Origin of the sequence: Microbulbifer agarilyticus S89 (assembly GCF_000220505.1) — a bacterium.
Taxonomy (GTDB): domain Bacteria; phylum Pseudomonadota; class Gammaproteobacteria; order Pseudomonadales; family Cellvibrionaceae; genus Microbulbifer; species Microbulbifer agarilyticus_B.
In genome coordinates, this window is the sequence record NZ_AFPJ01000016.1 from 15,838 (window position 1) to 39,855 (window position 24,018).

The window sequence follows — 24,018 nt, forward strand, 5'->3', positions numbered from 1 at the left end:
GGCTAAGCTATTGCCGGTGGACAAGTGAATTTCGATGCAACTGGGAAAAGGGGCAAGGACCAAAAGGGGGCAGGGTGGCGGAGTTTATTCTTTACTCACTGGTGGCTTCGGTCGTTCTAACGATATTGATCAACCTGATTCCCCGGCTATTTCCCAATGCGGCGCGCAAGGCGCACAAGAAGTTTGAAGAAAATGCTCGTCGCTCAATCGAGCAACAGGAAAATCCGGAGCGGCCGCGAGTCAAGGTCTTTTTCCCCTGGAAGACGATGATTCTAATTTCCATTCTGCTGACAATCCTCGTCAACGTTGTTGCCTACTTTTCGCGTGGCTAGTCTTACAACAGCGCTTGCTTGGAGGCTAACTAAGGTTGAGGGAGTAGGGCCTCATTGCCTCTAAAACCTGTCATTATTACTCTGCCCTAAATTGTTGATTTTGGTTCTTCCCATGATCTTCAATATCAGGTTCCGAACACTGCGCAGCACTGGATACACGAAGTGTGCGACTTTTTTCGAGCGGAAAATGGTGAAATTCATGCGGTTGAAGAAGCCACTGCGGCTGCCGAGTAAACTCAGTACATGAATGGCATCGGAACCGTAATACAGCTGATGGCCGACCTTCAGTACCATGCCTTGGTCGATATCCAAACCGCGTTGTGTGACCTCGCTTAGCAACGCACTGTCTGCGCGTGCGTCAATCAGCTTCAGGTTACCCAAGTCCTCACGAATGTGTACGAGATTGCAATAGTAGTCGCACATGGGGCACTGCTGGTCATAGAGCAGCAAGATCTCCTGCTTCTCAAGTGGTTTCTCAACTTTCTTCTGCGCGGGTAAGTGTGCCTTGCTCATTTCTACTGCGTAGATCCCTCGCGTTAGCCCTCCGCCGCTTGGAAGCGGGCGAGTTGACGGTGCATTACGTGAAACCAAAGCGGTGGCAACAGGGCTACCAGCATCATGCCCGGATAGCCGGTGGGCATTTGCGGGCTGGCTTCATGGTGGCGCAGGATCGGGTAGGGACGGCTTGCCCGCGCGTGGTGGTCGGAGTGACGGGAGAGCTCAAACAGAGTGAGCCTGCCCAAAATGTGATTGGAGTTCCACGAATGCACCGGGGAGACGCGCTCATAACGCGTGCCCTGTTTTTCCCTTTGCAATCCGTAGTGCTCGATATAGTTGACTGTTTCCAGCAGCAGGATGCCCCCGGTTGCCGCGATCAGAAAGCAGATCCCGGCTTTCACGCCCAGAAACCCGAAGATCATCGCAACGGCGACCACCTGCATGAGCTGCCAGCGGAGCATTTGGTTGTCAGAGGAAAACCAGTGCCGCTCCTGTTTGGCAAGCCGCGCGTTTTCCAGCTGCCATGCAGACAGGTAGCCCGTATAGAGTGAGCGTACCCAGAAGTGGTAAAGAGTTTCGCCCCTGCGTGCGCTCGCGGGATCCTCTGCTGTGGCAACGCGCCGGTGGTGGCCGCGGTTATGCTCAACAAAGAAGTGGGTGTTCAATGAGGAGAGCAGTAGTAGTTTGGCGGCAAATTGGGGCAGCCATTTGGGACGATGGCCTAACTCGTGCGCAACATTGATACCAAAAGTGCCACACATTAATCCCAGGCTGATGACCGCACCGAGCAGCGACAGCCCATGCAAGTCGGGTAGCACGAAAAAGAAGTAGCCCAGTAGCCCGTACTGTACCGGCACTGCCAGGTACAGTAACCCGTCATACAGCGGGTCAGACCCCACGGATTCTTCTTCCACCTCGGTCAGGTTAGACACCGGCGCGGGCAGGAGTAATTCAAGCAGTGGCAATACACCATAGGTGTAGAGCAGGGGAGCGAATGTCCACGGTCCACCCAGGCTAAGGCCCAGCAAGACGAGTAAAGGCAAGATGTAAGCCGCCAGATAGCGGCCAGCGCGCAGAGAGTGCATAGAGCCTCCTTTGCCGTTTCCCACAAAATTATTGTTTTCACTATGCGTGCCTCCACCTATTAAGCGTAGGCACCAAGCTGTCGAAGTGGTCAGTTACCTATTGATTAAAACGTGATTTAGCCTCTACTGGCAATAGCACCCCAGGCCGAAACCGGGCGGTTGCTTCCGGCTGGTCGCTTCCGGATGGCTGCTTTCGGGTGGCGGTTACTCGTTGGTACTTAGTGGGTGAACTATTAGCGGGTCTTGCGCTGCCTTTTGCTGGTTTACTCCGGTAAACCTGCGAAGATCTGATCCAAGACGAGTGTCTGTCGTGCCGGACCGGCTGCAAGGCTCAGCGCGAGTAGTTTGTGCGCGACCTGATCGCCGGTAATCGGGCGGTACTTCCTCAAACCGGGAAGTTTGCACAGTGTCGGTAACACGCGTGCGGCAAATTGCTCACCTGCGCGCGCATGATCGCGGCTGCCCAGGAGTAGAGACGGTTGCAGTATGCTGATACGTTCGAATGGGAGCTGCAGGACCTGCTGCTCCAGCTCGCCCTTCATGCTCAGGTAAGGACTCAGGCTGTTGGCGCTGGCCCCGCTCGACGAGACCAGCAAGTAATGCGGTACCGCGTTGTTCGCCGCAAGCTGAGCTGCGGATAGCTGATAATCCAAATCAACCTTGCGCTGCGCAGCGATCGACCCCGCCTGTTTTTTTGTAGTGCCGAGGCAGGAAAATAGGCAGTCACCTGAAAACAACGACTGGTAATCCTCGAGCTGGTCGAAATTCACCACGTGATTCTCGACCTTGGTTGACTGGTGCGGAGCAGGTCTGCGGGTCAGGGTAACGACATGCGCAAAATCTGTAGAGTTGACTAGTCGCTCAACCAGTGCCCGGCCAACCAGCCCGGTGGCTCCCAGTACGATCGCCGTTTTTGTCATTTGTTCGTCCGTCTTGCGCGCTGTGGACAGACATTATTTTTTAACTGCGAAGAGGGCGCAAGAGCGCTGTCTAGGGATCCGACATTTCTCTCTTGCGTATTGGCATGGTGTCGATCAGCCCGAAGGCTACGTCCAGGTCGAGTTCCGAGTATCGGCCTTTGATAGTGCCATCTTTACCAATCAGAATTGCCGCTGCACCGGGCGATTCCTCCAATAGATTTTGAATCTGTTGTTGCAGTGCAGGGGTTACATCCGCTTCGCGATTGCTTTGTACGCCGGATGGGCTGAGCAGAAACCACACTAGGTCCCGTTCATTAATCGCTTGCTGGTTTTGGTCCAGCATCATTCGGATGGCGCCGACGTTTTCGTTTGCACGAATGATGAGCACGCGCTGCTGCCATTGGTATTGCGCAAGTTGATCCGCCGCGAGGGCGGGGCTTGCACTGACAGTAAGCGCGAGTGTGGTCAAGAAAAGACACAGACGGTGCAATGGGGAATCCTCGGGTGGCACGGATTACTTCTTTCAGTATATACAAGGGTTGGTTTGATGCCTTGCTCCCATCGAGGCTTATGCACCAGGCGTGTAGCCTGAGGTTGAGCGCGGTAAGCGTGCCGGGCAAGTGACGGGGCGCTGGTCTAACCTAGAGAGACGGATTTCACACACTACTTTCCCAACACTCTTTTCAGTTTACTTGGCGGAGGCGAAACAATGGCGTGTTCTCATACTCATACGCATCCCGGTCATACCCATGGTACTGGCTGTGGTCACACGGCGGTGCGGCATGGTGACCATACGGACTACCTGCTCGATGGCAAGTTGCATCATCCACATGGCGACCACTGCGATGAACATGCAATTGAGGTCAGCGCGACCAATCCGGATGGCTGTAATCCGGTGCACACTTGTGGTGACCATGAGCACGGTCCCGGCTGTGGGCACGAGGCGATTCCCCACGGGGATCATGTGGACTACATCGTCGACGGACGATTACACCATGTGCACGATGGGCATTGTGATGACCACGGTCCTGTTGAAATCGTTAACTGACGGTTTTCAAATGACTGCTGTCAGGGCGCGCGTCCTGGCAGTAGTGAATAGCCAGCCATACGCAGGTCTCGTCGGAAGAAGTCCAGCGCACTCGGTGTTTGCAATGCGCGGGGATATCCAGGTAGTCACCCTTTTCCAGGTGGGCGATAGACCCATCTTCAAATTCCAGTTCGGCGCTGCCTTGCAGTAATACCACCCATTCCGCGCGCGTTTGGTCGTACCAGTCGTGATCCGGGGTTTTGTGTCCCCGGGAAATAATCCTTTCGATTAATGTACTTTCAGACTGATTAAGTGTTTCGAACAATTCATCTTTGAGTTGCCCCGCTGGAATATTCCGAAACAAGTTGCCGTTTTTCATTGAGAAATGTTTACCCAAAAAGTCCGCCTGCCCACAGCCGGTAAAACTGTGGGCAGGCGGTGGTTACATCGTTCTTATTGGGCGTTCATGCTATTGAGCTTGTCGCCCACCGGTCCGGAAAAATTGTAGCCGTCGTGCTGGTCCCAGTTGATGGACCAGGTCATCACGCCACCAAAATCCGGATAGGCATATGCCGGCATAATGCTGCCACAGTTCTGCAGGATGGTCAGGCAGTCCAGTGCATCCAGGATATTTTGCGTCGGTGCCTGGCCGGAGTTTGCGGAGCTGGGGCCGGATGGCAATCCGATGGCAACCTGATCGTCACGCAGCGGCGCAAACTGACTGCCGTCAGCGAGCTCAAAGCCCTCGATCAGCATGCGCGCATGGGCCACCATCATATTCACCGAGCCCTCGGCTGCAGCACCGCTCTCGTAGGGATTCATCAGGCCACCATTGTTGTAGAGCTGTACGTGCAGCAGGTCGAGGGTGTCGCGCAGCGCGTCAATCAGCGGGATATACGCGCCCCAGATACCGGAGTAGGCCACCATGCCGCCGTGCACATAGGGGTGCTCGGGAGCCATGGTCAGGTACATATCACCCCCCATATTTTGCTCGATCTGGCGCAGTGCACGCGGCAAGCGCGCCTGAATCTGCGAGCCATGCACGAGGTTGGAACCGCTCTCCAGGTCGATGTCTAACCCGTCAAAACCCCACTCATCAATGATGGCGGTGAGGCTGGCGACGAAGTTGGCTTCATCGGAGTCGGTATTGAGCGTGATGGTCCCCTCGGCGCCGCCCAGGCTCAGCACAATAATTTTGCCCTGGGCCTGCAGCTCTGCCACGTCCTGTTTGAACAGATCCGGGTCCATGGGCGGGCAGCTGGAATGGATGTCCTGCTGGAACAGATTGAAGTGCACGGTACCGTCGGAGTTGCGATCGTTATCGGCAAAGGCAATGTCGATAATATCCCAGGCCGATGAAATCTCGCGCAGGCGAATCGGGCAGCCGGCCGGATTCACGAAGTTGTGCCAGTAGCCAATCAGCTTGTGTTTTTTACCCACCGGGGCATTGATCACTCGCACACTGGCCGCGGTGCTGCTCGCCTCGTTGCCAGCGTTGTCCGTTGCGACCGCGGTAACGCTGTAGTCGCCCAGAGCACCTGGCGTGTAGCTTGCAGAGTAGGGCGCGCTGGTGTCTACCGCTACCTGCATGCCATCGACCAGGAAGGCGACCTGGCTGATACTGCCCTGCAGCGCGCTGGCCTCGGCTTCCAGGCTGATTGCGTTGCCAAGCGTGATCTGGCTGCCGCTGGTCGGTGCCGTCAGTGTGGCAACTACCGGATCGGTGCTTACGCTTACAAGCACAGTTGCCTCGGTGCTGTTGCCTTCGTCATCAGTGGCAACGGCTTTTAGCTGCACATCCCCACTTCCGGCCACCGTCCAATTGATGGCATAGGGTGCACTGGTGTCGGTACCCAAAGACTGACCTGCGGCAAAGAACTCAACCTGTGCCACGCTGCCGTCACCGTCGCTGGCGTCCGCGCTGAAGTTAATCTGTTCGCCCGCGAGCAGGGTGCTGTTATCTCCCGGCTGGGTAATAGAGAGCTCGGGTGCAATTGCACAGAAACCGAGGTCGGTCCAGGCATCGGTCCAGTGTTGGCCCACGCCCGGCTCATACGCCCATGCGGCATTGGAGCTACACCAGCCAGCGATATCGCAGCGGTATTTGTGGTTTACGTTTTCTACCACGTCGCCGGCCGCATAGCTGGTCCCTGCGCTGAACGCCGGAACACCGGCACAGCCACCTCCGACTTGGCCGGCTTCGACGGCAAGCGAAACTACATTGGAGGCAGTACTGGCGCCGTCGTTATCGGTGGCAATCGCTTTGAAGCTGTGAGTGCCGGCCACTGCTTGCCAGTTGACGGCGAATGGCGCCTGACCGCTGCTGCCCACGGCGACATCATCGACGAAGAACTCGACAGCGGTTACGTTACCATCCTGGTCCGCGGCATCGGCGGTTAGGTTGACACTGTCACCGGCGCTTACTTGCGACTGCGCGGTGGGGTTGGTGAGGCTCACGGTGGGAGCGCTGTTGGCGTTGGGGTCGATCACATTGACACTGACAGATGCAGAGTCGCTAGCGCGCCCCTGGTCGTCTGTGGCGATTGCGCTGATGGTGTGCGGACCTGCGGTTGCCGTCCACGTCACCGAGTAGGGAGGACTGGTATCCGTGCCGAGGCTAGTGCCATCGAGCAAAAAGATTACCTGGCTCACTGAGCCGTCACTGTCGCTGGCATCAGCACTGATGATAACGCTGTCATTCAGGCTCAAGGTGGCGCCTTCCAAGGGCGAGCTCAGGCTCACCTCGGGTTTCTGATTGCCGCCTTCACAAGTGCCGACGAGTCGCCACTCCTGATAGGCGTCGGAATGGGTTTCCGGGTTGTGGTTGCGTGTCCACCAGTTGGCGGTATAGGCATTACCGTTGTACTGGATTTGTGCGCCGCCGTTGTAGGCGGTGGCCGAATCCCATTCGGCAAGAGCGCTGCAATCCGTTGCCTGAGCCAAACCTGGCGCAGATACGGTGAATAGCATTGCGAGCGCAGCGAGTGTGCGGGGTGTCTTCATGACGATCCTCGGAGAGTGAATTTATCGTTGTTTGAGTACCTCTTCCGTCGCTCAGGGTAAGCAGCAATATTCCGCCGGCGCAACACGGTTCGGTGTCGCGAAGTTGTGATAATTCGCGAGCTTCACACGCTAACTCGCTGAATTTTTGACACAATTCTCCGAGGAGACGCAATAAATGTGGCATGAAATTCGTGTCGTAAGGGGCGCCACACTCCAGTGAATAGCGCGCGCGATCCGATAAAAATGTCTAGCGCTGTCATCAAGGGGCGCGCTTCGTGCAGAGGGGGCGAGGTCAGGTCCAGATGGCGACGATGGCCATCAGGGCAAGCCCGAGCATGGCTGCCAGCCACTTGCTCCACCGGTCGGGTGGCGGCGGCAGGAACTCTTCCCGGATTACATCGAAGGTGGCGATGTACACGAAAGTGCCAGCGGCCACGGCATCGAAGACCGCTTCAAACAGCAGTCGGTTGTGGCTTGCCAGTGCATCCGTAATGAGTGCACCGGAGACAATGCCCAGTGGTGTCATGATCGCAAAGCCCGCCACCAGTCCTACCGCCCGGCTGTGAGCCATGCCGATGCGGTGCAAGCTGGCGCCCAGCGCAAATCCCGCGCAGACTTTATGCGCAATGATGGCGAGGAATACCACGGTAAAATTACTCAGCGATGTTTGTGCGCCCATCGCTAAACCCGCCAAGAGGGAATGTACCGACAGGGTGAGCAGTAACAAATAGGGGTAAGTATTGGTTGCCCTAACCGCCTCGATAACATGGGACGTTTCGCCGGTAATGCTGCTGCCTACCGGCACACGCCCGCACCGAGGCGCCACGCGCTCCACAAACAACACCAGCAGAAACGACGAGGACGCCAGGAGCATCGCCCAGGGATAGTCACTCTGGGGCCAGAGTTGACCGAAGTTCGCGTTGGCAGCCGCAAGCAAATGGATAAACCCCGCGCTTAACAGCACCCCACCCGAAAATGCGATTCCCAGGCCCAACCAGCGTTTGCCACCTGCGCCGGATTGCACCCACCAGGGCAGCATGCCGCCGGCAATTCCGCAGCAAAATATCAGTGCGGCAGATGCAAACTTCAACAAAAGGATCATATTGCGTTACATGGTTGGCGTGGCTTGTCGTGTTCCGAGTACATGCTTTCGAGTTTAGCTGTGGCGCTCGAATAGTGAGGCCTGGTGCGCCCGAGAAAAATCAGGCAAAAAAAAGCCCCGCCGGTTAGGGCAGGGCTTTTTCCTGAGCGTTCAGGCTATCGCTTATACAGCAACGTTCTGAATCTCAACCGCAGCAATGCGCTTACCTTCTTCCGCAGACTTCTGGAAGTCTTCAATCTGGTCGAAGTTCAGGTAGCGGTAGATTTCCGCAGACATGGAGTTCAGGTTCTGCGCGTATTCCTGGTATTCCGCCGGAGTCGGCAGTTTGCCCAGAATAGCGCCAACAGAAGCCAGCTCTGCAGAGGTCAGGTACACATTGGCACCATCACCCAGGCGGTTGGGGAAGTTACGGGTGGAAGTAGACAGTACCGTGCTGTTCGGTGCTACACGTGCCTGGTTACCCATACACAGGGAGCAGCCCGGCATCTCGGTGCGTGCGCCGGCCGCGCCGTAGATGTTGTAGTAGCCTTCTTCCATCAGCTGGTGCTCGTCCATCTTGGTAGGCGGAGAGATCCACATACGGGTGGAGATACCACCTTTGTGCTGTTGCAGCAGTTTACCGGCAGCGCGGAAGTGACCGATGTTGGTCATGCAGGAACCGATAAATACTTCGTCGACTTTGTCGCCGGCAACTTCGGACAGCAGTTTGGCGTCGTCCGGGTCGTTCGGGCAGCACACGATCGGCTCTTTGATGTCCGCCAGATCGATTTCGATTACCGCTTTGTACTCGGCATCGGCGTCGGCAGACATCAGCTCCGGGTTTTCCAGCCACGCTTCCATGGCGCGCGCGCGGCGCTCCAGGGTGCGCTTGTCACCGTAGCCTTCCGCGATCATCCAGCGCAGCAGGGTGATGTTGGAACGCAGGTATTCGGCGATGGCGTCTTCCGGCAGTTTGATAGTACAACCAGCGGCGGAGCGCTCGGCGGAGGCGTCGGACAGCTCGAACGCCTGCTCAACGGTCAGGTTGTCGAGGCCTTCGATCTCGAGGATGCGGCCGGAGAAGATGTTCTTCTTGCCTTTCTTCTCAACGGTCAGCAGGCCTTCCTGAATCGCGTAGTAAGGAATGGCGTGTACCAGATCGCGCAGGGTGATGCCCGGCTGCATTTCGCCTTTGAAACGCACCAGTACAGACTCTGGCATATCCAGCGGCATTACCCCGGTAGCTGCGGCGAACGCCACCAGACCGGAACCTGCCGGGAAGGAAATACCCATCGGGAAGCGGGTGTGCGAGTCACCACCGGTACCTACGGTGTCCGGCAGCAGCATGCGGTTCAGCCAGCTGTGGATGATGCCGTCACCCGGGCGCAGGGACACGCCGCCGCGGTTCATGATGAAGTCCGGCAGGGTGTGCTGGGTGTCGATATCCACGGGCTTCGGGTAAGCCGCGGTGTGACAGAAAGACTGCATGGTGAGGTCAGCCTGGAAGCCGAGACACGCCAGGTCCTTCAGTTCGTCACGGGTCATTGGGCCAGTGGTGTCCTGGGAACCAACGGTGGTCATCTTCGGCTCGCAGTAGGTACCCGGGCGAACGCCTTCCATACCGCAGGCTTTACCGACCATCTTCTGGGCCAGGGTGTAGCCCTTACCGGTGTCGTTCGGCTGCTCTGGCAGGCGGAACAGGTCGGAAGTGCCCAGACCCAGGGATTCACGGGCCTTGGTGGTCAGGCCGCGGCCAACGATCAGGTTGATACGTCCACCAGCCTGCACTTCGTCCAGCAGTACATCGGACTTCAGTGCGAACTCGGACAGCACCTTGCCGTCTTCGGCCAGGATCTTGCCCTCGTAAGGACGGATTTCGATCACATCGCCCATGTTCAGGTCGTCAACCGGTGCTTCGAATACCAGTGCACCGGCGTCTTCCATGGTGTTGTAGAAGATGGGCGCAACTTTACCGCCGATACAGATACCACCACCTTTCTTGTTCGGAACGCCCGGCAGCTCGTCACCGAAGAACCACAGTACGGAGTTGGTGGCAGACTTACGGGAAGAACCGGTACCCACTACGTCGCCGACGAAGGCAACCGGCAGGCCTTTCGCCTGGATTTCTTCGATTTGCTTCATCGGGCCGGTAACGCCGTGTTCTTCAGGCGTGAGGCCGTCGCGGGTCATTTTGTACATGGCACGCGCGTGAAGAGGGATGTCCGGGCGGGACCATGCATCCGGGGCAGGGGACAGGTCGTCGGTGTTGGTTTCGCCCGTTACCTTGAAAACGGCAACCTTGATGCTTTCCGCAACCTTGTCGCGCTTGGTGAACCACTCGCCGTCGGCCCAAGACTGGATCACGGCTTTGGCAACTTCGTTACCCGCTTTGGCTTTTTCTTCCACATCGTGGAAGGCATCAAACATCAGCAGGGTGCCTTTCAGCTGTTCACCGGCCAGCTCGGCCAGGTCTTTGTCGTCCAGCAGCTCAACCAGAGTGGCAATGTTGTAGCCGCCCAGCATCATGCCCAGCAGTTTGGTGGCCTTTTCTTTGTCTATCAGCGGAGACTCGGCTTCGCCTTTAACGATCGCGGTGAGGAAACCGGCTTTTACGTAAGCTGCTTCGTCCACACCCGGCGGAACGCGGTTGGTGATCAGGTCCAGCAGTTCCTGCTCTTCACCCGCGGGCGGGTTCTTCAGCAGCTCGACCAGGCCGGCAACTTGCTCGGCGTTCAGGGGCTTGGGTGGAATACCTTGTTCGGCGCGTTCAGCGACGTGTTTGCGATAGGCTTCAAGCACGGATAATTCCCTCTTTGGTGTATGGGGTAGAACCAACAGCTTTCCTGGAATTCGGATATGGCGTTTTTCGTCAACCGAACCCCGATTTACATCGATGGCCGCTGGAAGCGGGTGGCGAATTCTACATTAATCACAAGTTGCTGTTAAGTTCCTTGAAAAATCAATAACTTACGCGAATTTTGATCATTCATGCGGCAAATAAAGGTCGTATTTCGAGCGTTTGGTGAGTGAGAATCAATCGCAATTTTCACGTGTGGCGCCGCCAATATCCACGCCATGAATGGGCCAAATCGATCAGTAAAATGCTATTCTGTGACGCTCGATTTCACACCATTTTATCGGCGTGGCGGGTTATCGCAGTTTTGCGTCCCCCATCAAGAGCGCAGCCGGCAGGAGAGGTATTTTCGCTTCATGGCGATTTATAAGAAAGTGCGTACACCGTGTATTGGCGTCTGCTCCACCGGCATTGGCGATAATGTGTGTCGCGGCTGCAAGCGATTCGCCCACGAGGTGATCGACTGGAATGCCTATTCGGAAGAGCAGCGCCGCATCATCGCCGAACGTCGTGACGGCTATCTTGCCAATGCGGTGCGCAGCCAGCTGGAAATCCTCGACCAGAACCTGTTACTGGCGCAGTTGCGTCATCAGCAAATCCGCTTCAATGAAGATCAAAACCCGTATTGTTGGGTCTTTGAGCTGTTGCGCGCCGGTGCCAGCCAGATCAAGGATCCGGCAGACTATGGCCTGGCAGTAACTCCGGTATCGCGCGGGGTGCCCTTAGTAGAGGTGCGCCAGCGTATCGATGAGGACTTTTATGCATTGTCCGCGGCCTACTACCAACGATTTGTTGCGCCGGGACTTGCGCAGTGTGCCGGTTGAGTCGCACTGCTGCGCACAGTGCTAAACGGCTGTTGCTGCTGGTCAACCCTGCCAGTCGTAGCGGTCAGGCGGTTTCGGATGCCTTGCGCGCTGGGATTGCGCGCTTGCACGAGCATGGTTGGCAAGTGCAGTTAGAGGAGTCGCAAAGCCCTGAGCATGCGGTGCAGTTAATTGGTGACAGCGACGCGGATCTCGTCGCGCTTGGTGGTGGTGATGGCACCATCAGTGCATGCGCCGGCGCGCTACTGAAGCGCTCGCGTCCTTTTGCCATTCTGCCCATGGGGACAGCGAACGATCTTGCCCGGTCTCTCGGTATCGAGTCCCTCGATCAGGCATTTTCTGCTATTTTGCACGGCCGCACTTCCCCTATTGATCTGGGGCGTCTGAATAACCATTATTTTTTTAATGTGGCCAATCTCGGCTTGGGTGTACGCGTGACCGAAGCGCTGACACCGGAGGTGAAACGCCGCTGGGGCGTGCTTAGTTATCTGAAAGCGGTGGCTGAAGCGCTCACTCGGCGTCACCAGTTTAAAGCGCGCATCGATGTTGATGGCGACGTATACCGCGTTCGCTCAATGCAGCTTGCCGTGGGTAATGGCCGGTTTTATGGCGGCGGCAATGTGGTGGACGAAGAAGCAACGATCAGCGATAGCACTTTGCACCTGTACAGTTTGAAGCCGCAGAGCCTGTTAGAGTTAGTCACTCTGGCACCTTTTCTCCGCTTGGGGCGTCACAGGGTTTCCAGTCGCGTTTTTACCGCATCCGGTAGCGCGATAAACATCGAAACGGTCCCTGAGGGATTGGAGGTGCACGCCGATGGCGAACCGGTCGCCCATACCCCGGTTACCATTGAGGTTCTCGGTGGTGTGCTAGAGGCGGTGGTCGCTCAAGAGTTTTCCGAGTAGGCTCGATACAAGCGGAAAGCGTGTGTTGATAAGGAAATTTGGAGACGCGAGATGACGAGTGTGTTGCGTGATGATCGGCAGGTTGCTCTGCAGTGGTTGTATCGCTGGGCGTGCGAGACTGCCGGGCATTACCGGTTTGTCTTGGATCACCTGGAGAACTCTGGTGCGGGGCAAGTGTTTGCGGTGCTGTTGGCGGAGCGCGAACAGCTTTCCGAGCGCCTGGCCGAAGCGATTCGTGACACTGGAGATCTTCCCGCAGTACCCGATGCGGATAAAGAGTGGGCAGTGCAGTTGCCCGAGCAGCTAGCGACCACGTTCACCGAGCATGGCGAGGCGACCATGCGAGTGCACTGCAGGTCCCTGGAGCAAGGGTTTATGCAGCAAGTGCAGCTGGAAGCGGGGCTGCTTGCCTCATCCGAGTACGATTCGTTACTGCAGGAATCTATCCGCAGTGCGGAGCAGGCGCTGGCCCAGTTAGCCGAAACCGCACCCCACTAAGCAACGCCATTCCCTGTCATCAGGTGGACCCTGAGTGCCGCCAAAAAGGGTGACTTTTCGATCCGCAAATCCCGCCGGGTGCGGCGCTGGCTGAGTGGCGGGTTGTGGTCAACGCGCGTGAATTCAGGCAGGGCATGATCCTGACCGCTTTGCACCAGTACTGGCATGGCCGCATAGCCAACTTGCCGGTATTGCTCTCCTTGTTCGTCCCGGAAAATTTCTGCCACCTGGAGGTTGGGGCGACTCTGGATTTGTACCTGGCGCAGGCTCTCGTGTTGGCTTTTGTGCAGCCCGGCAAGCAGTTGCCGCTGGTACTGGATGCCCGCGTCTTGCCCCTCGGGGTCCAGCTTCACCAATTTTTTTTCGCACCAATCCACGCTGACCTTGCGGATAGATTTTCGCGCCTTGATCCAGCTGAGCGCTACTGCATCCGGCCGCTTGGGGCACAGCAGAATCTGCCGATAGCATTGACGCAGGTGCGCCCTGGAAAACCCGGCGTTACCGAGCATCTCCCGCAATAAACGATCGCGCTCCAGTGCCGGGTGGGCGGCGAGAGACTTCTTTATGGTTGCGGCCAACTGCTGGAAGGCCACTTTGCTGGCATTGAGCTCCTGTGCCAGTGCGATGGTTTCTGCGGGGACCGCCAGCAAGCCGGGAACCTGCAGGGTATTGCGCGCGTCACCGGGCAGGTGCTGTTCGCCGTAATCCAGGTTGGCAAACAATGCCGCAGCGAGGGTGAAAGGGGTGTCGAAAGATGCGTCGAGCCGTGCCGCCGCTTCGACCGCAAAACCGGGCTGAAGCAGGTAGCTTTGCCACGGGTGTGTTGCCTGTTGAAGCTGGATAAGGCTTTGCGCGAGCCGGTCTGCCTGCGCGTGCATGAATCCAAGAACTTCTCCAAGTTGCGCTTCAAACTGCGTGTAGTTTGCCTTGCTGGTGTTCTCGGTCATTGGAGTTTCCATACGTGTCTGGCGACAAGGTGACTAGGGTGTCGCCAAGTCTGGTGGCTGCTTTTTATCCATTAATATTAATCCACTTAATAAGTCGTTATCAAATGTCAGCTGCAATGCTTTTCGGCGAGATCTGCACTTCGTAGCAATGGTCGCCAAAAGTGGGGAGAGGGGGGGTATAATGCGCGCGCTAACCCGCCCTGGTGGCTCTGTTGTTGTTCATGGTTCTGTTATGAGTACTACCCCCGTTCCGGATCTCACTGCGATCCACGAGTTTTTGCTGTGTGAAACGCCTGATGCCTGGGTACAGGCAGCCTTGGCGGAGCCGGAGATGATGCTGGTAGATCACGCTAACTGTGAGAAAAAAGCCGCCGGTACCGCGCTGAACCTGATGTTTCGCTACCTGGATAACTTCAAGCTGCTGAATAAGATGTCGCGTCTGGCGCGAGAAGAGTTGCGGCATTTTGAGCAGGTCATCGCGATTATGAAAAAGCGCGGCATCCGCTATCCGCACGTCAAAGCTTCCCGCTACGCCGCGGGCCTGCGTGATCATGTGCGCCGCGAGGAGCCCGGTCGATTGGTGGATACGCTGATCTGTGGTGCGATTATTGAGGCGCGCTCCTGTGAGCGTTTTGCGCGTATTGCGCCGCACCTGGATGAAGAGCTGCAGAAGTTTTATCTGTCGCTGTTAAAATCGGAAGCGCGTCATTTCAAAGACTACCTGACCCTCGCGCAGGAAGCGGTGGCCGAGGATATTGAGCCTCGAGTGCAGGCGCTATTGTCGGTAGAGCGGGAGCTGGTGCAGAGTGCAGATGGCGAGTTTCGTTTTCATAGCGGTGTGCCGCAGCAGGCCTGAGGGCGTTAGCGCTTAATTGGGGTCTAGCTTTTTGAGCAGGTCGACGAAATTTTCGAGGTCGAGTGCGTTGCTGCACTCCACTTTAAATTTGTTGTGAAAAAAGATGGTCAGTTCTACACGGTTTGAGCGCAAAAACACCGTGTATCCGTCGAAATCGGTGCTGGCGGTCAGGCCGTAGAATTGCCATTCATCCCCCACTTTTTTGCCGTCCTTGGTAACCCGGTTGAATACGCGTAGCGCTTGTTTGACGTCAATTTTCTGTTCGAACTCCATTCCAGTCTCCCTCGCCTTTGTCTAAGCTTTAATGCGCATTTCCGTCATCCAGCTTAGATCCGACAATGCCATCCAGCCAAGAATCTGCAGCCGTCTCGTTAAATTGGTTTAACCGCCTGGCCTACCTGGGCCTGTTGCCGTGCGTGCTTGGCTTGTGGATGCAGTGGGCGGGATTTTCATTAGGTTATGTCGATGGGCGCTTTTTGTTCGCGGCATATAGCTGTGCCATTTTGAGCTTCCTGTGTGGGATCTGGTGGGGTGGGGCTTTGAATGCACCACAGCACCCGTCGCGCAACAGGCTGATGTATCTGAGCAATGGGTTGTGCCTGCTGGGGTGGGTCGGTCTGTTGCTGTACCGGACGCCAGTCGGCTTGCCGTTGCTCTTGCTATGTTACGTTGTTGTCGAGCGGATGGAGGCGCGGTTAAAGCCCAATAAGCGGGAATTGACGGACTATTTCCGCACGCGCACGCGGGTGACTTACCTGGTGGTGGCCTGCCATATTGTGATGGTGCTGCTCAGTGCTGGTGGTGGTTAATGCTGTTGTTGGTTACTTGCGTCGCGAGGTTATCGCGTCTTTGCCGGGCTCGCCCGGCCATTGTTTAGGAGCTTGTGTAAGAACTTTCTGCAGGGCCTTGCGTGGCCGTAATCACAGAGTAGGGCGTTAGTTCATGCAGTATTTCTTCCAGTGTGATCAGTTGCCAGCACGGCGCAGCTCCCTGTAAATGGCTGGGGCAGGCGTCGTTACTCAGTAGTTTGCGCGCGAGCGCGGCAGCCGGTGCGGCCGGTATCCATGGCCCATCACCATTCAGGCCCAGTATTTGCCAGTGGGCTTTTGCGAATCTCTTGTGTATCTCGCCACGTACCTCAATGGTCATGCCGCCATGGGGTGAGCCGCCCGGCCACCAGGCCGCGAGTTTATGCCCCCATTTGGCAAACCAGGGTAGGTGCCAATTCGTCGAGCGTTGTTTTACAACGTGAGCAAATTTCGCGCACCAGCTTAAGCCTTCCTGTAGTGCCCAGGGTTGCACGCCGGTACCAAAGCGGAGGTTTTGCAGTTTGGGCCACAAAGGGGGGATTAGCTTGAGGTCTGGAATGTCGAAATCGCACACGTGCCGCGTGCCGACCGGGTGCCCGAGGTGCACCTTGCGGGGCTCAGCACCCGCGAAGGTGCGATAGGGGCGTCCCTCACAAAGGATATTGAACTCGCTGCCCAGTGCATCAAGGCCAGAACGTACCGTGGCAAGGCCGCGATGGATACGGTGTGCTGGGGCAATGGCGACGTCAATATCGCTGATCGAGTCGAATTCTTCCGTGAGCACGGCTAGCACGGCGGAGCTCAGTGCCGGCAGGCTGCTTGCGCCGGATACCGCACAGATACCGGCTTTGGTGGCATTGCTATGCAGCACACCGAAGTTGGTGACAAAGTCCGTGCCATCGGCGATGTCGAGATAATGCACCTTGTGGTCAATACAGGCGCGGGCCACTTGGTAGTCCTGCCCTTGGAACGGGCCTGCACAGTGGATGACCACATCGAGGTTCAGGCCGCGAATTTGCGCGGAAAAATTGATCGAGTTCAGATCCAGGCGCAAGCCGACAAACAAGGTTTGGGGGAATTGCTGCTGCAAGCGGTTGGCGAGCAGGGAGGCCTTAAACTGGTCGCGGCCAGCAATAAGAATTTGTACCGAAGGGACACTTGCCAGCATTTCGGCGATACGGCTGCCGAAGGTGCCGTAACCACCCAATATAAGCACCCGTTTGCGGATTGCATGTTGTGCTGACAATGATTCGCTCCTGATCCTTGGCGCGTTTTTTGTGCTTGTGATCTCTAAGGTAACAGGCTCACGGGTGACGGGCTAGGGGGTGATGGGCCAGTGGATCAGCTCCAGTCCATTTTCGTCCGCTTTGATGCTCCAGCCATGGGTGCCCCAATCGCCCAGCACCAGGCGCTCGGCCGCTTGGCCGTTCACGGTGAGTTGGTGGCGGTGGGGCCGGTGCGTGTGGCCGTGAATCATCGTGTCGCAGTTGTGCTCGGCAAGCGCCTTGACCACTTCCTCCGGTGTTACGTCCATGATGTCCTCGGCTTTAAGGCTGTTCATGGACTTGGAGGCGGCGCGAATCTGCTCGGCAATCTGGCGGCGTTCTTCCAGTGATTTGCTCAGCAGTACTTGCTGCCACGCAGGATTGCGCGCTTGCTGGCGAAATGCCATGTATTCCTGGTCGCGTGTGCATAGGCTGTCGCCATGCATAAGGAGTACCGGTTTGCCGGCCAGTTCGACAACGCTTGGGTCTGGGAGAAGGGTGGCGCCGCAGCGCAGGGCAAAGTCTTCCCCGAGCAGGAAGTCGCGATTGCCGTGCATAAGGTAGAGGGCTGGGCCGCTTTGCGAGTAGGCGTGGAGTTGCTGGGCAACTTGTTCAATCAGCGGTGCATCGTCGTCATCCCCGATCCATACTTCGAAGAAGTCGCCGAGAATATAGAGTGCGTCGGCACCGGCCGCGGGCCCCTTGAGGAAGTCAAAAAAGGCCCGGGTGATGTCCGGGCGGGATTCGTCCAGATGCAGGTCTGAGATGAGATAGCTGGCCACTGGATGATTCCGCCCTTGATCTGGAGTAATTACTTGTCGGCGTAGGCGTCGGAGATGGTTACGCCGGTAATTTCGATGGTTTCGCGAGGTACATCCTGGTGGAAACCATTGCTGCCGGTGGCGACGTCTTTGATCTTGTTGACCACGTCCATGCCGTCAACGACTTTTCCGAATACGCAGTAGCCCCAGCCTTGCGCATCTTTTGAACGGAAGTTCAGGAAGTCGTTGTCGTTCACGTTGATGAAAAATTGAGCGGTGGCGGAGTGTGGGTCCATGGTGCGAGCCATTGCCACGGTGCCAGTGTCATTCTTCAGGCCGTTGTCTGCTTCGTTTTCTACAGCGTCGCGCGTGGGCTTCTGGTCCATGTTCGGGGTCATGCCGCCGCCCTGGATCATGAAGTTGTTGATCACGCGGTGAAAGATGGTACCGGTGTAGAAGTCGTCACGGCAGTACTGGAGAAAGTTGGCCGCGGTTTTAGGGGCCTTGTCAAAGTCCAGTTCCAGAGCGATGTCGCCGTGAGTAGTGTGCAGAGTGATCATAAATTGTCCTGTCCGGGTCGGTTTGGGGCGGCATGATACTCTGTTCACAGACCGACGCAAGCGACTCAGGTAGTTAGCGCCCGGGAAATGAAAAGCCATGCGCAAACCCGCATCTGGGGTATAATCCGCCTCTTAGTTTGTACAGCTGTATATAGAGAAAGCTATGACATCCGAGAGCAAGCCCGCTCACTTTCTACAGAACATCATTCGTGAAGACCTGGCCGAGGGCCGGGTTGATCAATTGACCACCCGTTTTCCGCCGGAGCCCAATGGCTACCTGCATATCGGCCATGCCAAATCCATTTGTTTGAATTTTGGCCTGGCGAAAGAGTTTGGTGGTCAATGCAACCTGCGTTTTGACGACACCAACCCGGCCAAGGAAGAAGAGGAATACGTTAACGCGATCAAGCGCGACGTATCCTGGCTTGGCTTCGACTGGGCGGGAGACGCACGTTATACCTCGGACTATTTCGATCAGCTGCACCAGTGGGCGATTTCTCTTATCGAGCAGGGTAAAGCGTACGTGTGTGATCTCTCGCCGGAAGAGGCACGTGAGTACCGCGGCACCTTGAAGGCGCCGGGTAAAAACAGTCCCTTCCGCGATCGCTCCGTGGAAGAGAATCTCGACCTGTTCGCGCGTATGACCGCTGGTGAATTTGACGAGGGTAGCTGCAGCCTGCGCGCCAAGATTGATATGGCCGCGCCGAACATCAATCTGCGCGACCCGATCATTTACCGCATCAAGAAGATGGCGCACCACCAGACCGGTGATAAATGGTGTGTCTATCCCAGCTACGACTTCGCCCATGGCCAGTCCGATGCGATCGAAGGTATCAGCCATTCCATCTGTACCCTCGAGTTTGAAGACCACAAACCGCTCTACGACTGGTTTATCGAGAACCTGCCGGTACCGGCACTTCCGCGCCAGTACGAGTTCGCCCGCCTACAGTTGAACTACACCGTGGTGTCCAAGCGTAAACTGAAGCAGCTGGTAGACGAAGGCTTTGTCGATGGCTGGGACGATCCGCGCATGCCGACTCTGTCCGGTCTCCGTCGCCGCGGTGTGACGCCAGCGGCGATTCGTCAGTTCTGCGAAATGATCGGTGTTACCCGTTCTGACTCCACCGTGGATGTGGGTATGCTCGAGTACGCCATTCGCGATGACCTGGACAAGAATGCGCCCCGTGCCATGTGTGTCATGGCGCCGCTGAAGGTGACCCTCACCAACTACCCGGAAGGCCAGCAGGAAATGCTGAGTGCCCCGGGCCACCCAGTGCGGGACGACTTGCCCGCGCGGGAACTGCCGTTTAGCAAGACCGTTTATATCGAGCAGGAAGACTTCCGCGAGGAAGCGAATAAGAAATACAAGCGCCTGGTGCTCGGCAAAAAGGTCCGTCTGCGCAACGCCTATGTCATCAAGGCCGACGAAGTGGTCAAGAACGACGCCGGTGAAATTGTCGAAGTGTTGTGTTCCGTCGATCTGGACTCGCTGGGCAAGGACCCGGCCGACGGCGTGAAGCCAAAAGGCGTGATCCACTGGGTGTCGGCAGACAACAATGTGGACTGCGAAGTGCGCCTGTACGACCGCCTGTTCAACGAAGAGGCGCCGGATGCCGGTGGCAAGAATTTCCTGGAGTCAGTAAACCCGGACAACCTGCAGATACTCACCGGTTGTAAGGCGGAAATCGGTCTTGCTCAGGCAGAGCCCGAGAAAGGCTACCAGTTTGAGCGCAACGGCTACTTCTGTCGCGACAGCAAGTATGGCTCGGCGGAAAAGCCGGTATTCAACCGTACCATTGGCCTGCGCGACAGCTGGGCCAAAGAGCAGGGCAAATAACACGAAAGTAACCTCTGGTGGTGCGTTCAGGAGCTGCTTGACAGCTCCTGTAGAATTGCGATTTCGATGGATGTCTTGTGCACATCCAACTGTCAGCCATCAGATTAAGTAGCGGATAGAGATGTCTCTCAAGATCTACAACACCTTCTCAGGTGAAAAAGAAGTCTTTACACCCATCCAGGAAGATCGCGTGCGCATGTACGTGTGCGGCCCTACCGTGTACAACCGGGTGCACATCGGTAATGCCCGCCCTGCGGTGGTGTTCGACACCCTCTACCGGGTGCTGAAAAGTTTGTACAGCGATGTGGTCTACGCGCGCAATATCACCGACATTGACGACAAAATCATGAAGGCGGCGCGCGATAACGGTGAAGAAATCACCGCGTTAAGCCAGCGATTTGCGCAGGCGTACTTCGAAGATATGCTTGCGCTGAATACCCTGCAGCCGGATGTCACCCCATATGCCACCGAGCACCTGCCTGAAATGATCGCGATGATCGAGGCGCTGGTCGAAAAGGGCCACGCCTACGCCGCGGAAGGCCATGTCCTGTTCGCGGTAGAGTCGATGGACGACTACGGCAAACTGTCCAAACGTTCTCTGGACGATATGCTGGCCGGTGCCCGGGTTGAAGTCGCACCGTATAAGAAGTACGCCGGTGATTTTGTGCTGTGGAAGCCCTCTTCGGAAGAAGAGCCCGGCTGGGATAGCCCCTGGGGTCGTGGTCGCCCGGGCTGGCACCTTGAGTGCTCGGCGATGATCAAAAAGCACCTGGGTGAAACCATCGATATCCATGGTGGTGGCCGTGACCTGACCTTTCCGCACCATGAAAACGAGCGCGCGCAAAGCTGCTGCGCCAATGGTGTGGATTTTGTGCGTTACTGGATGCACAACGGCTACGTAAATATCGACGGCGAGAAGATGTCCAAATCCATGGGCAACTTCCGTATGGTCAATGATCTGCTGGAGCAGTACCCCGGTGAAGTCCTGCGCTTTGCGCTGCTCTCGGCGCACTATCGTTCGGAGCTGAACTTCAGTGCCGATCTGCTCGATCAGGCGTGGCGTACGCTGGATGGCCTGTATGGCGCCTTACGTGAAACTCAGTCGGTTACCGCATCCGCGGCCAATCTGGAAGGTACGGCGTTTACCCAAGCCCTGCACGATGACCTGAATACGCCCATTGCGATCAGTGAGCTGCATCAGCTGGCGCGAGACCTGAACAAGGCTGCGGAAGCTGAAAAGCCCGCGTTGAAAGGACAGCTACTTGCCGCGGGTGAGATGCTCGGTATTTTGCAGATGGACGCGGAAGCCTGGTTCAAACAATCCCGCGGTGGTGATGCCATCAGCGAGGAAGAGATTGAAGCGTTGATTGCCGAGCGCCAGCAAAGCAAGAAGGACAAAAACTTTGCCCGTGCAGATGAGATCCGTGAGGAACTCAAAGCCAAAGGCGTCGTGCTGGAAGACAGCCGCGAGGGCACCAAGTGGCGCCGCGAGTAAGCGGCGCTGGCTTGTAGATCAGAACAAGAACGAAAGAACAATTAGAGATAAATCGACCATGAAAAACATCCTCACTATTGCTGCTGTTGTGTCCGCTGTTTTTCTGCTTGCGGCCTGTGAACCCAAGCGCGGCTCCGATGCCTGGTGTAAGAAGATGGACGAAACTCCGAAGGGTGACTGGAGCTTCAAGGACGCCGGCGACTACACCAAATACTGCGTACTGAACCAAAAACCAGACGAAAATTAAGCGACGATTGATACGGAAGCCGTCCGTTGTTTTTTGTCGATTCCTGCCAGCACTTCTTCCGCCCGCTTACCGGTAAGTACCGTGAGCAGGTGGTGGAGTGTCTGCGTCTGTTATATGAGCGCCTGTATACCGCCAAGGCGGATTACGGTGAATCCCTGAACCGCGAGCAGATTCTGGAAATCTTTTCGGAAGCGCTGACACGCGCCCCGCAGCTCGATAGCGACGGCGAGGGGGGTGCCGAATCTGAGGGGCGCTTTCGCGGCCTGCGTGAACAAGCCATATGGGTGCTGAATAGTCTGGTGGAGTTTGGCTGGCTGGAGAAGCTGGTGGACTCCGCCACACTCACCGTGTCTTACCCGTTCAGTCGTCGCGGTCGCCTGTTTACGCAACCGCTGGTGGAACTCAACAGCACCCGCGTGCGCACCCGCCATCGCAACACCCGAAATACGCTCAATGCTCTGGATGCCTTCGCCAGCCGTGGTGAGATCTACGATCTGATCGATGCGTGGGAGTATTCCGAGCGAATCGTTGCCGACTTCACTGATATGATCGCTGAGCTTGAAGAGCGCAAGCGGGAGATGGTGCGTGAGGTTGAAGCACACATTCTGGTGCAGCAGGCGACTGACGAATTCTTCTCGTTTATGGAAAGTCGCTTCCAGCCTGACCTGGCGATCCGACTTTCTGCGGATAGTGTGGAGAAACATCGCGATAGTATCAGCCGGGTAATCGGCCAGATACGCCGCAAAGACAGCGCACAAAAAGCGGAATGGGAACAGCGCTTGCGCCAGCAATTGCCCGAGCTCTTTGTCGAGGGGCAGTCCGTTTTGTGGTTGATGCTCGACACCATCGAAGATCGTATGCGTCGCGCCTGTGAAGTAAAGTTGCCGGCACTGCGCCAGGCCCTGCAAGGGTTTACCAAACGCGCAGAAATTATCATTCGCCAGCTCAGTTACCTGCAAAGCACCACCGAGGGTGCATTCACGGATCTGTGTCAGGAACTGGGTACGAGCGACCGGCGTGATGCACTGCTCGCCAGCCTCGGCGATGATCTCGCCAGTTTCCAGTTACGCTTGTTCGATCCAAAACACACCCAATTGTGGCAGCGCAGCCGCCGTCAGCCGGTGAATACCTTGGTGGAGGATGAGGCACCGATTGACGACGAAAGTCAGCGAGGCATCGTCCTGCAGCAGCTGCTGGATCAGGCATTCAATTTCAACAGCAGCGATCTCAAAACCTACCTGGCGAATGCGCTTGGTAGCGGGCAGCGGGTACATAGCCGCGATCTTCCGCTCACCAACGCGCGGGATCTGCTGGCCATGAGCCACGCGCTGGAAGCCGCCGCGGTCTCGCAGGATGGTACCGGCCCCTTTGTGGAGGTAACTTTTTCCGGTGAAACCGCGAGCAACGATTATTTCCAGTCTTTCGATGAATACACACTTGAGTTGAAAAACCGTGATTGAACAGGCTCTTGATGAGGCATTGGCGCAGTGCCGCCTGACCCGCAATGAATTTTCCGAGCTGCTGGTGCGCCTGCTGGATTACGGTGTTATCTGCCGCGATGAAAGTAACGTAGAAACGCTACTTTACGATCGCTTTCAGCGCTGCGAGCAGTTGATCCGCGACTGGATCGCACCACTGGGTTTGCGTTTGCAGCACGACAGTCGATTCCAGTTTATCCGCGTCTATCCGCCGGGTGCCGAAGTTCCCAGCATGCCGGATCAGGATGAGCCGCACCACGGCGGTTTTCGCGCGCGTCTTTCGCAACAGGAAGTCGCCGCGATTCTTGTGTTGCGCGTCGAGTACGACAAGTCGCTGCGGGAAGGGCAGGTCGATGACCAGGGTTGTGTGGCGCTGACTCTCGAAGCCCTCGAGCTTGGTTTGCGCAACCTGCTAAAAATGTCGTTGCCGGACAAGCTGGCAGAGCGCAAGCAGCTGTTGAAAAAGCTGCGCCAGCTGCGCCTGATCCAGTTCAATGGGGACGACAATGATGCCGGTGCGGAAGCCCTGCTGAGAGTGCGGCCCACTATTGCGCAATTTGTGAGTGAAGCAGCACTGGCTCAACTACTGGAGAGTGAGCCCCCGGTTGTGGAATCAGCGGCGGAACCAGCTGCGGACGCGCAGGGGCCTGCTACACCTAAAGAGAGCAGGGAAGATATTCAGCGCATTACGCCTGCCAGTGAAGAGCACAGCCTCTTTGCTGATTCGCAACAATAA

Annotated in this window: 25 protein-coding genes; 12 read left to right on the forward strand and 13 right to left on the reverse strand. The window is 56.7% G+C overall.

Annotated features, from left to right (window positions below; all coding sequences use genetic code 11):
• Positions 1-74: 74 nt before the first annotated feature.
• Positions 75-332, forward strand: coding sequence for a DUF2905 family protein (locus AS89_RS16945; protein ID WP_029249805.1), 258 nt, complete (start codon positions 75-77; stop codon positions 330-332).
• 60 nt (positions 333-392) lie between these two features.
• Here the strand turns inward: AS89_RS16945 and AS89_RS0105045 are convergent, their stop codons facing one another.
• The 4 genes from AS89_RS0105045 to AS89_RS16950 all read right to left on the reverse strand — a co-directional run bounded on the left by AS89_RS0105045 (position 393) and on the right by AS89_RS16950 (position 3,304).
• Positions 393-845, reverse strand: a complete 453-nt coding sequence (locus tag AS89_RS0105045) for a DCC1-like thiol-disulfide oxidoreductase family protein (protein ID WP_010131317.1) — start codon at positions 843-845, stop codon at positions 393-395.
• A 23-nt stretch (positions 846-868) separates the two neighbouring features.
• Positions 869-1,915 carry an alkane 1-monooxygenase gene (locus tag AS89_RS0105050; protein WP_010131318.1) on the reverse strand — a complete coding sequence of 349 codons (1,047 nt, stop codon included), beginning with the start codon at positions 1,913-1,915 and terminating at the stop codon, positions 869-871.
• 263 nt (positions 1,916-2,178) lie between these two features.
• The gene (locus AS89_RS0105055; protein WP_010131319.1) at positions 2,179-2,835 is read right to left on the reverse strand and encodes an NAD(P)H-binding protein; all 657 of its coding nucleotides are present in this window, start codon (positions 2,833-2,835) and stop codon (positions 2,179-2,181) included.
• 70 nt (positions 2,836-2,905) lie between these two features.
• Entirely contained in the window at positions 2,906-3,304 is a 399-nt protein-coding gene (locus AS89_RS16950) for a DUF4174 domain-containing protein (protein ID WP_050901645.1), read from the reverse strand.
• A 240-nt stretch (positions 3,305-3,544) separates the two neighbouring features.
• Between AS89_RS16950 and AS89_RS18390 the strand changes: the two genes are divergently transcribed.
• Complete coding sequence (locus AS89_RS18390; RefSeq protein ID WP_081475674.1) at positions 3,545-3,883, forward strand: hypothetical protein; 339 nt, start codon at positions 3,545-3,547, stop codon at positions 3,881-3,883.
• Here the strand turns inward: AS89_RS18390 and AS89_RS0105070 are convergent.
• From AS89_RS0105070 to acnB, 4 genes are all read right to left on the reverse strand, one after another.
• Positions 3,876-4,241 (reverse strand): cupin domain-containing protein, encoded by a 366-nt coding sequence (locus tag AS89_RS0105070; RefSeq protein ID WP_010131323.1) that lies wholly within the window; start codon positions 4,239-4,241, stop codon positions 3,876-3,878. The genes AS89_RS18390 and AS89_RS0105070 overlap by 8 nt on opposite strands.
• Positions 4,242-4,315: 74 nt before the next feature.
• Positions 4,316-6,865 carry an Ig-like domain-containing protein gene (locus AS89_RS0105075; protein WP_010131324.1) on the reverse strand — a complete coding sequence of 850 codons (2,550 nt, stop codon included), beginning with the start codon at positions 6,863-6,865 and terminating at the stop codon, positions 4,316-4,318.
• 292 nt (positions 6,866-7,157) lie between these two features.
• Positions 7,158-7,967 (reverse strand): ZIP family transporter, encoded by an 810-nt coding sequence (locus AS89_RS0105080; RefSeq protein WP_010131325.1) that lies wholly within the window; start codon positions 7,965-7,967, stop codon positions 7,158-7,160.
• Positions 7,968-8,129: 162 nt separating this feature from the next.
• Positions 8,130-10,745: a bifunctional aconitate hydratase 2/2-methylisocitrate dehydratase gene (gene acnB, locus AS89_RS0105085; protein ID WP_010131326.1), complete on the reverse strand. Its 2,616-nt coding sequence runs from the start codon at positions 10,743-10,745 to the stop codon at positions 8,130-8,132.
• A gap of 411 nt (positions 10,746-11,156) precedes the next feature.
• Between acnB and AS89_RS0105090 the strand changes: the two genes are divergently transcribed.
• Genes AS89_RS0105090 through AS89_RS0105100 form a run of 3 tightly spaced genes read left to right on the forward strand, consistent with a single transcriptional unit; the run spans position 11,157 to position 13,027 of the window.
• Entirely contained in the window at positions 11,157-11,624 is a 468-nt protein-coding gene (locus tag AS89_RS0105090) for a DUF1289 domain-containing protein (RefSeq protein ID WP_010131327.1), read from the forward strand.
• Positions 11,612-12,529 (forward strand): lipid kinase, encoded by a 918-nt coding sequence (locus tag AS89_RS16955; RefSeq protein ID WP_373419104.1) that lies wholly within the window; start codon positions 11,612-11,614, stop codon positions 12,527-12,529. Before AS89_RS0105090 ends, AS89_RS16955 begins: the two co-directional genes overlap by 13 nt.
• A gap of 51 nt (positions 12,530-12,580) precedes the next feature.
• Positions 12,581-13,027 (forward strand): hypothetical protein, encoded by a 447-nt coding sequence (locus AS89_RS0105100; protein ID WP_010131329.1) that lies wholly within the window; start codon positions 12,581-12,583, stop codon positions 13,025-13,027.
• On the opposite strand, the gene AS89_RS0105105 is transcribed toward AS89_RS0105100, so the two are convergent.
• Entirely contained in the window at positions 13,024-13,974 is a 951-nt protein-coding gene (locus AS89_RS0105105; protein WP_010131330.1) for a hypothetical protein, read from the reverse strand. The two genes, AS89_RS0105100 and AS89_RS0105105, sit on opposite strands and share 4 nt — an antisense overlap.
• A gap of 232 nt (positions 13,975-14,206) precedes the next feature.
• On the opposite strand from AS89_RS0105105, the gene AS89_RS0105110 reads away from it, so the two are divergent.
• Positions 14,207-14,830 carry a tRNA-(ms[2]io[6]A)-hydroxylase gene (locus AS89_RS0105110; RefSeq protein ID WP_029249807.1) on the forward strand — a complete coding sequence of 208 codons (624 nt, stop codon included), beginning with the start codon at positions 14,207-14,209 and terminating at the stop codon, positions 14,828-14,830.
• Between the two features lie 12 nt (positions 14,831-14,842).
• Here AS89_RS0105110 and AS89_RS0105115 read toward each other — a convergent pair whose 3' ends face one another.
• A complete protein-coding gene (locus AS89_RS0105115; protein WP_010131332.1) occupies positions 14,843-15,103 on the reverse strand; it encodes a DUF3081 family protein in 261 nt (86 codons plus the stop codon).
• Between the two features lie 65 nt (positions 15,104-15,168).
• On the opposite strand from AS89_RS0105115, the gene AS89_RS0105120 reads away from it, so the two are divergent.
• Positions 15,169-15,639, forward strand: a complete 471-nt coding sequence (locus AS89_RS0105120) for a DUF3429 domain-containing protein (protein WP_010131334.1) — start codon at positions 15,169-15,171, stop codon at positions 15,637-15,639.
• A 64-nt stretch (positions 15,640-15,703) separates the two neighbouring features.
• Here the strand turns inward: AS89_RS0105120 and AS89_RS0105125 are convergent, their stop codons facing one another.
• From AS89_RS0105125 to AS89_RS0105135, 3 genes are all read right to left on the reverse strand, one after another.
• Entirely contained in the window at positions 15,704-16,885 is a 1,182-nt protein-coding gene (locus tag AS89_RS0105125; protein ID WP_158217340.1) for a saccharopine dehydrogenase family protein, read from the reverse strand.
• Between the two features lie 72 nt (positions 16,886-16,957).
• Positions 16,958-17,686 (reverse strand): UDP-2,3-diacylglucosamine diphosphatase, encoded by a 729-nt coding sequence (locus tag AS89_RS0105130; protein WP_010131336.1) that lies wholly within the window; start codon positions 17,684-17,686, stop codon positions 16,958-16,960.
• 29 nt (positions 17,687-17,715) lie between these two features.
• Positions 17,716-18,225 carry a peptidylprolyl isomerase gene (locus AS89_RS0105135; protein ID WP_010131338.1) on the reverse strand — a complete coding sequence of 170 codons (510 nt, stop codon included), beginning with the start codon at positions 18,223-18,225 and terminating at the stop codon, positions 17,716-17,718.
• A gap of 163 nt (positions 18,226-18,388) precedes the next feature.
• On the opposite strand from AS89_RS0105135, the gene AS89_RS0105140 reads away from it, so the two are divergent.
• From AS89_RS0105140 to AS89_RS0105160, 5 genes are all read left to right on the forward strand, one after another.
• Complete coding sequence (locus AS89_RS0105140) at positions 18,389-20,062, forward strand: glutamine--tRNA ligase/YqeY domain fusion protein (RefSeq protein WP_010131339.1); 1,674 nt, start codon at positions 18,389-18,391, stop codon at positions 20,060-20,062.
• 121 nt (positions 20,063-20,183) lie between these two features.
• Positions 20,184-21,557, forward strand: coding sequence for a cysteine--tRNA ligase (cysS, locus tag AS89_RS0105145; RefSeq protein WP_010131340.1), 1,374 nt, complete (start codon positions 20,184-20,186; stop codon positions 21,555-21,557).
• 58 nt (positions 21,558-21,615) lie between these two features.
• A complete protein-coding gene (locus AS89_RS0105150) occupies positions 21,616-21,804 on the forward strand; it encodes a DUF3012 domain-containing protein (RefSeq protein ID WP_010131341.1) in 189 nt (62 codons plus the stop codon).
• 26 nt (positions 21,805-21,830) lie between these two features.
• Complete coding sequence (locus AS89_RS0105155) at positions 21,831-23,264, forward strand: Wadjet anti-phage system protein JetA family protein (protein ID WP_010131342.1); 1,434 nt, start codon at positions 21,831-21,833, stop codon at positions 23,262-23,264.
• Complete coding sequence (locus tag AS89_RS0105160; RefSeq protein ID WP_010131343.1) at positions 23,257-24,018, forward strand: DUF4194 domain-containing protein; 762 nt, start codon at positions 23,257-23,259, stop codon at positions 24,016-24,018. The genes AS89_RS0105155 and AS89_RS0105160 overlap by 8 nt, the downstream gene beginning before the upstream one ends.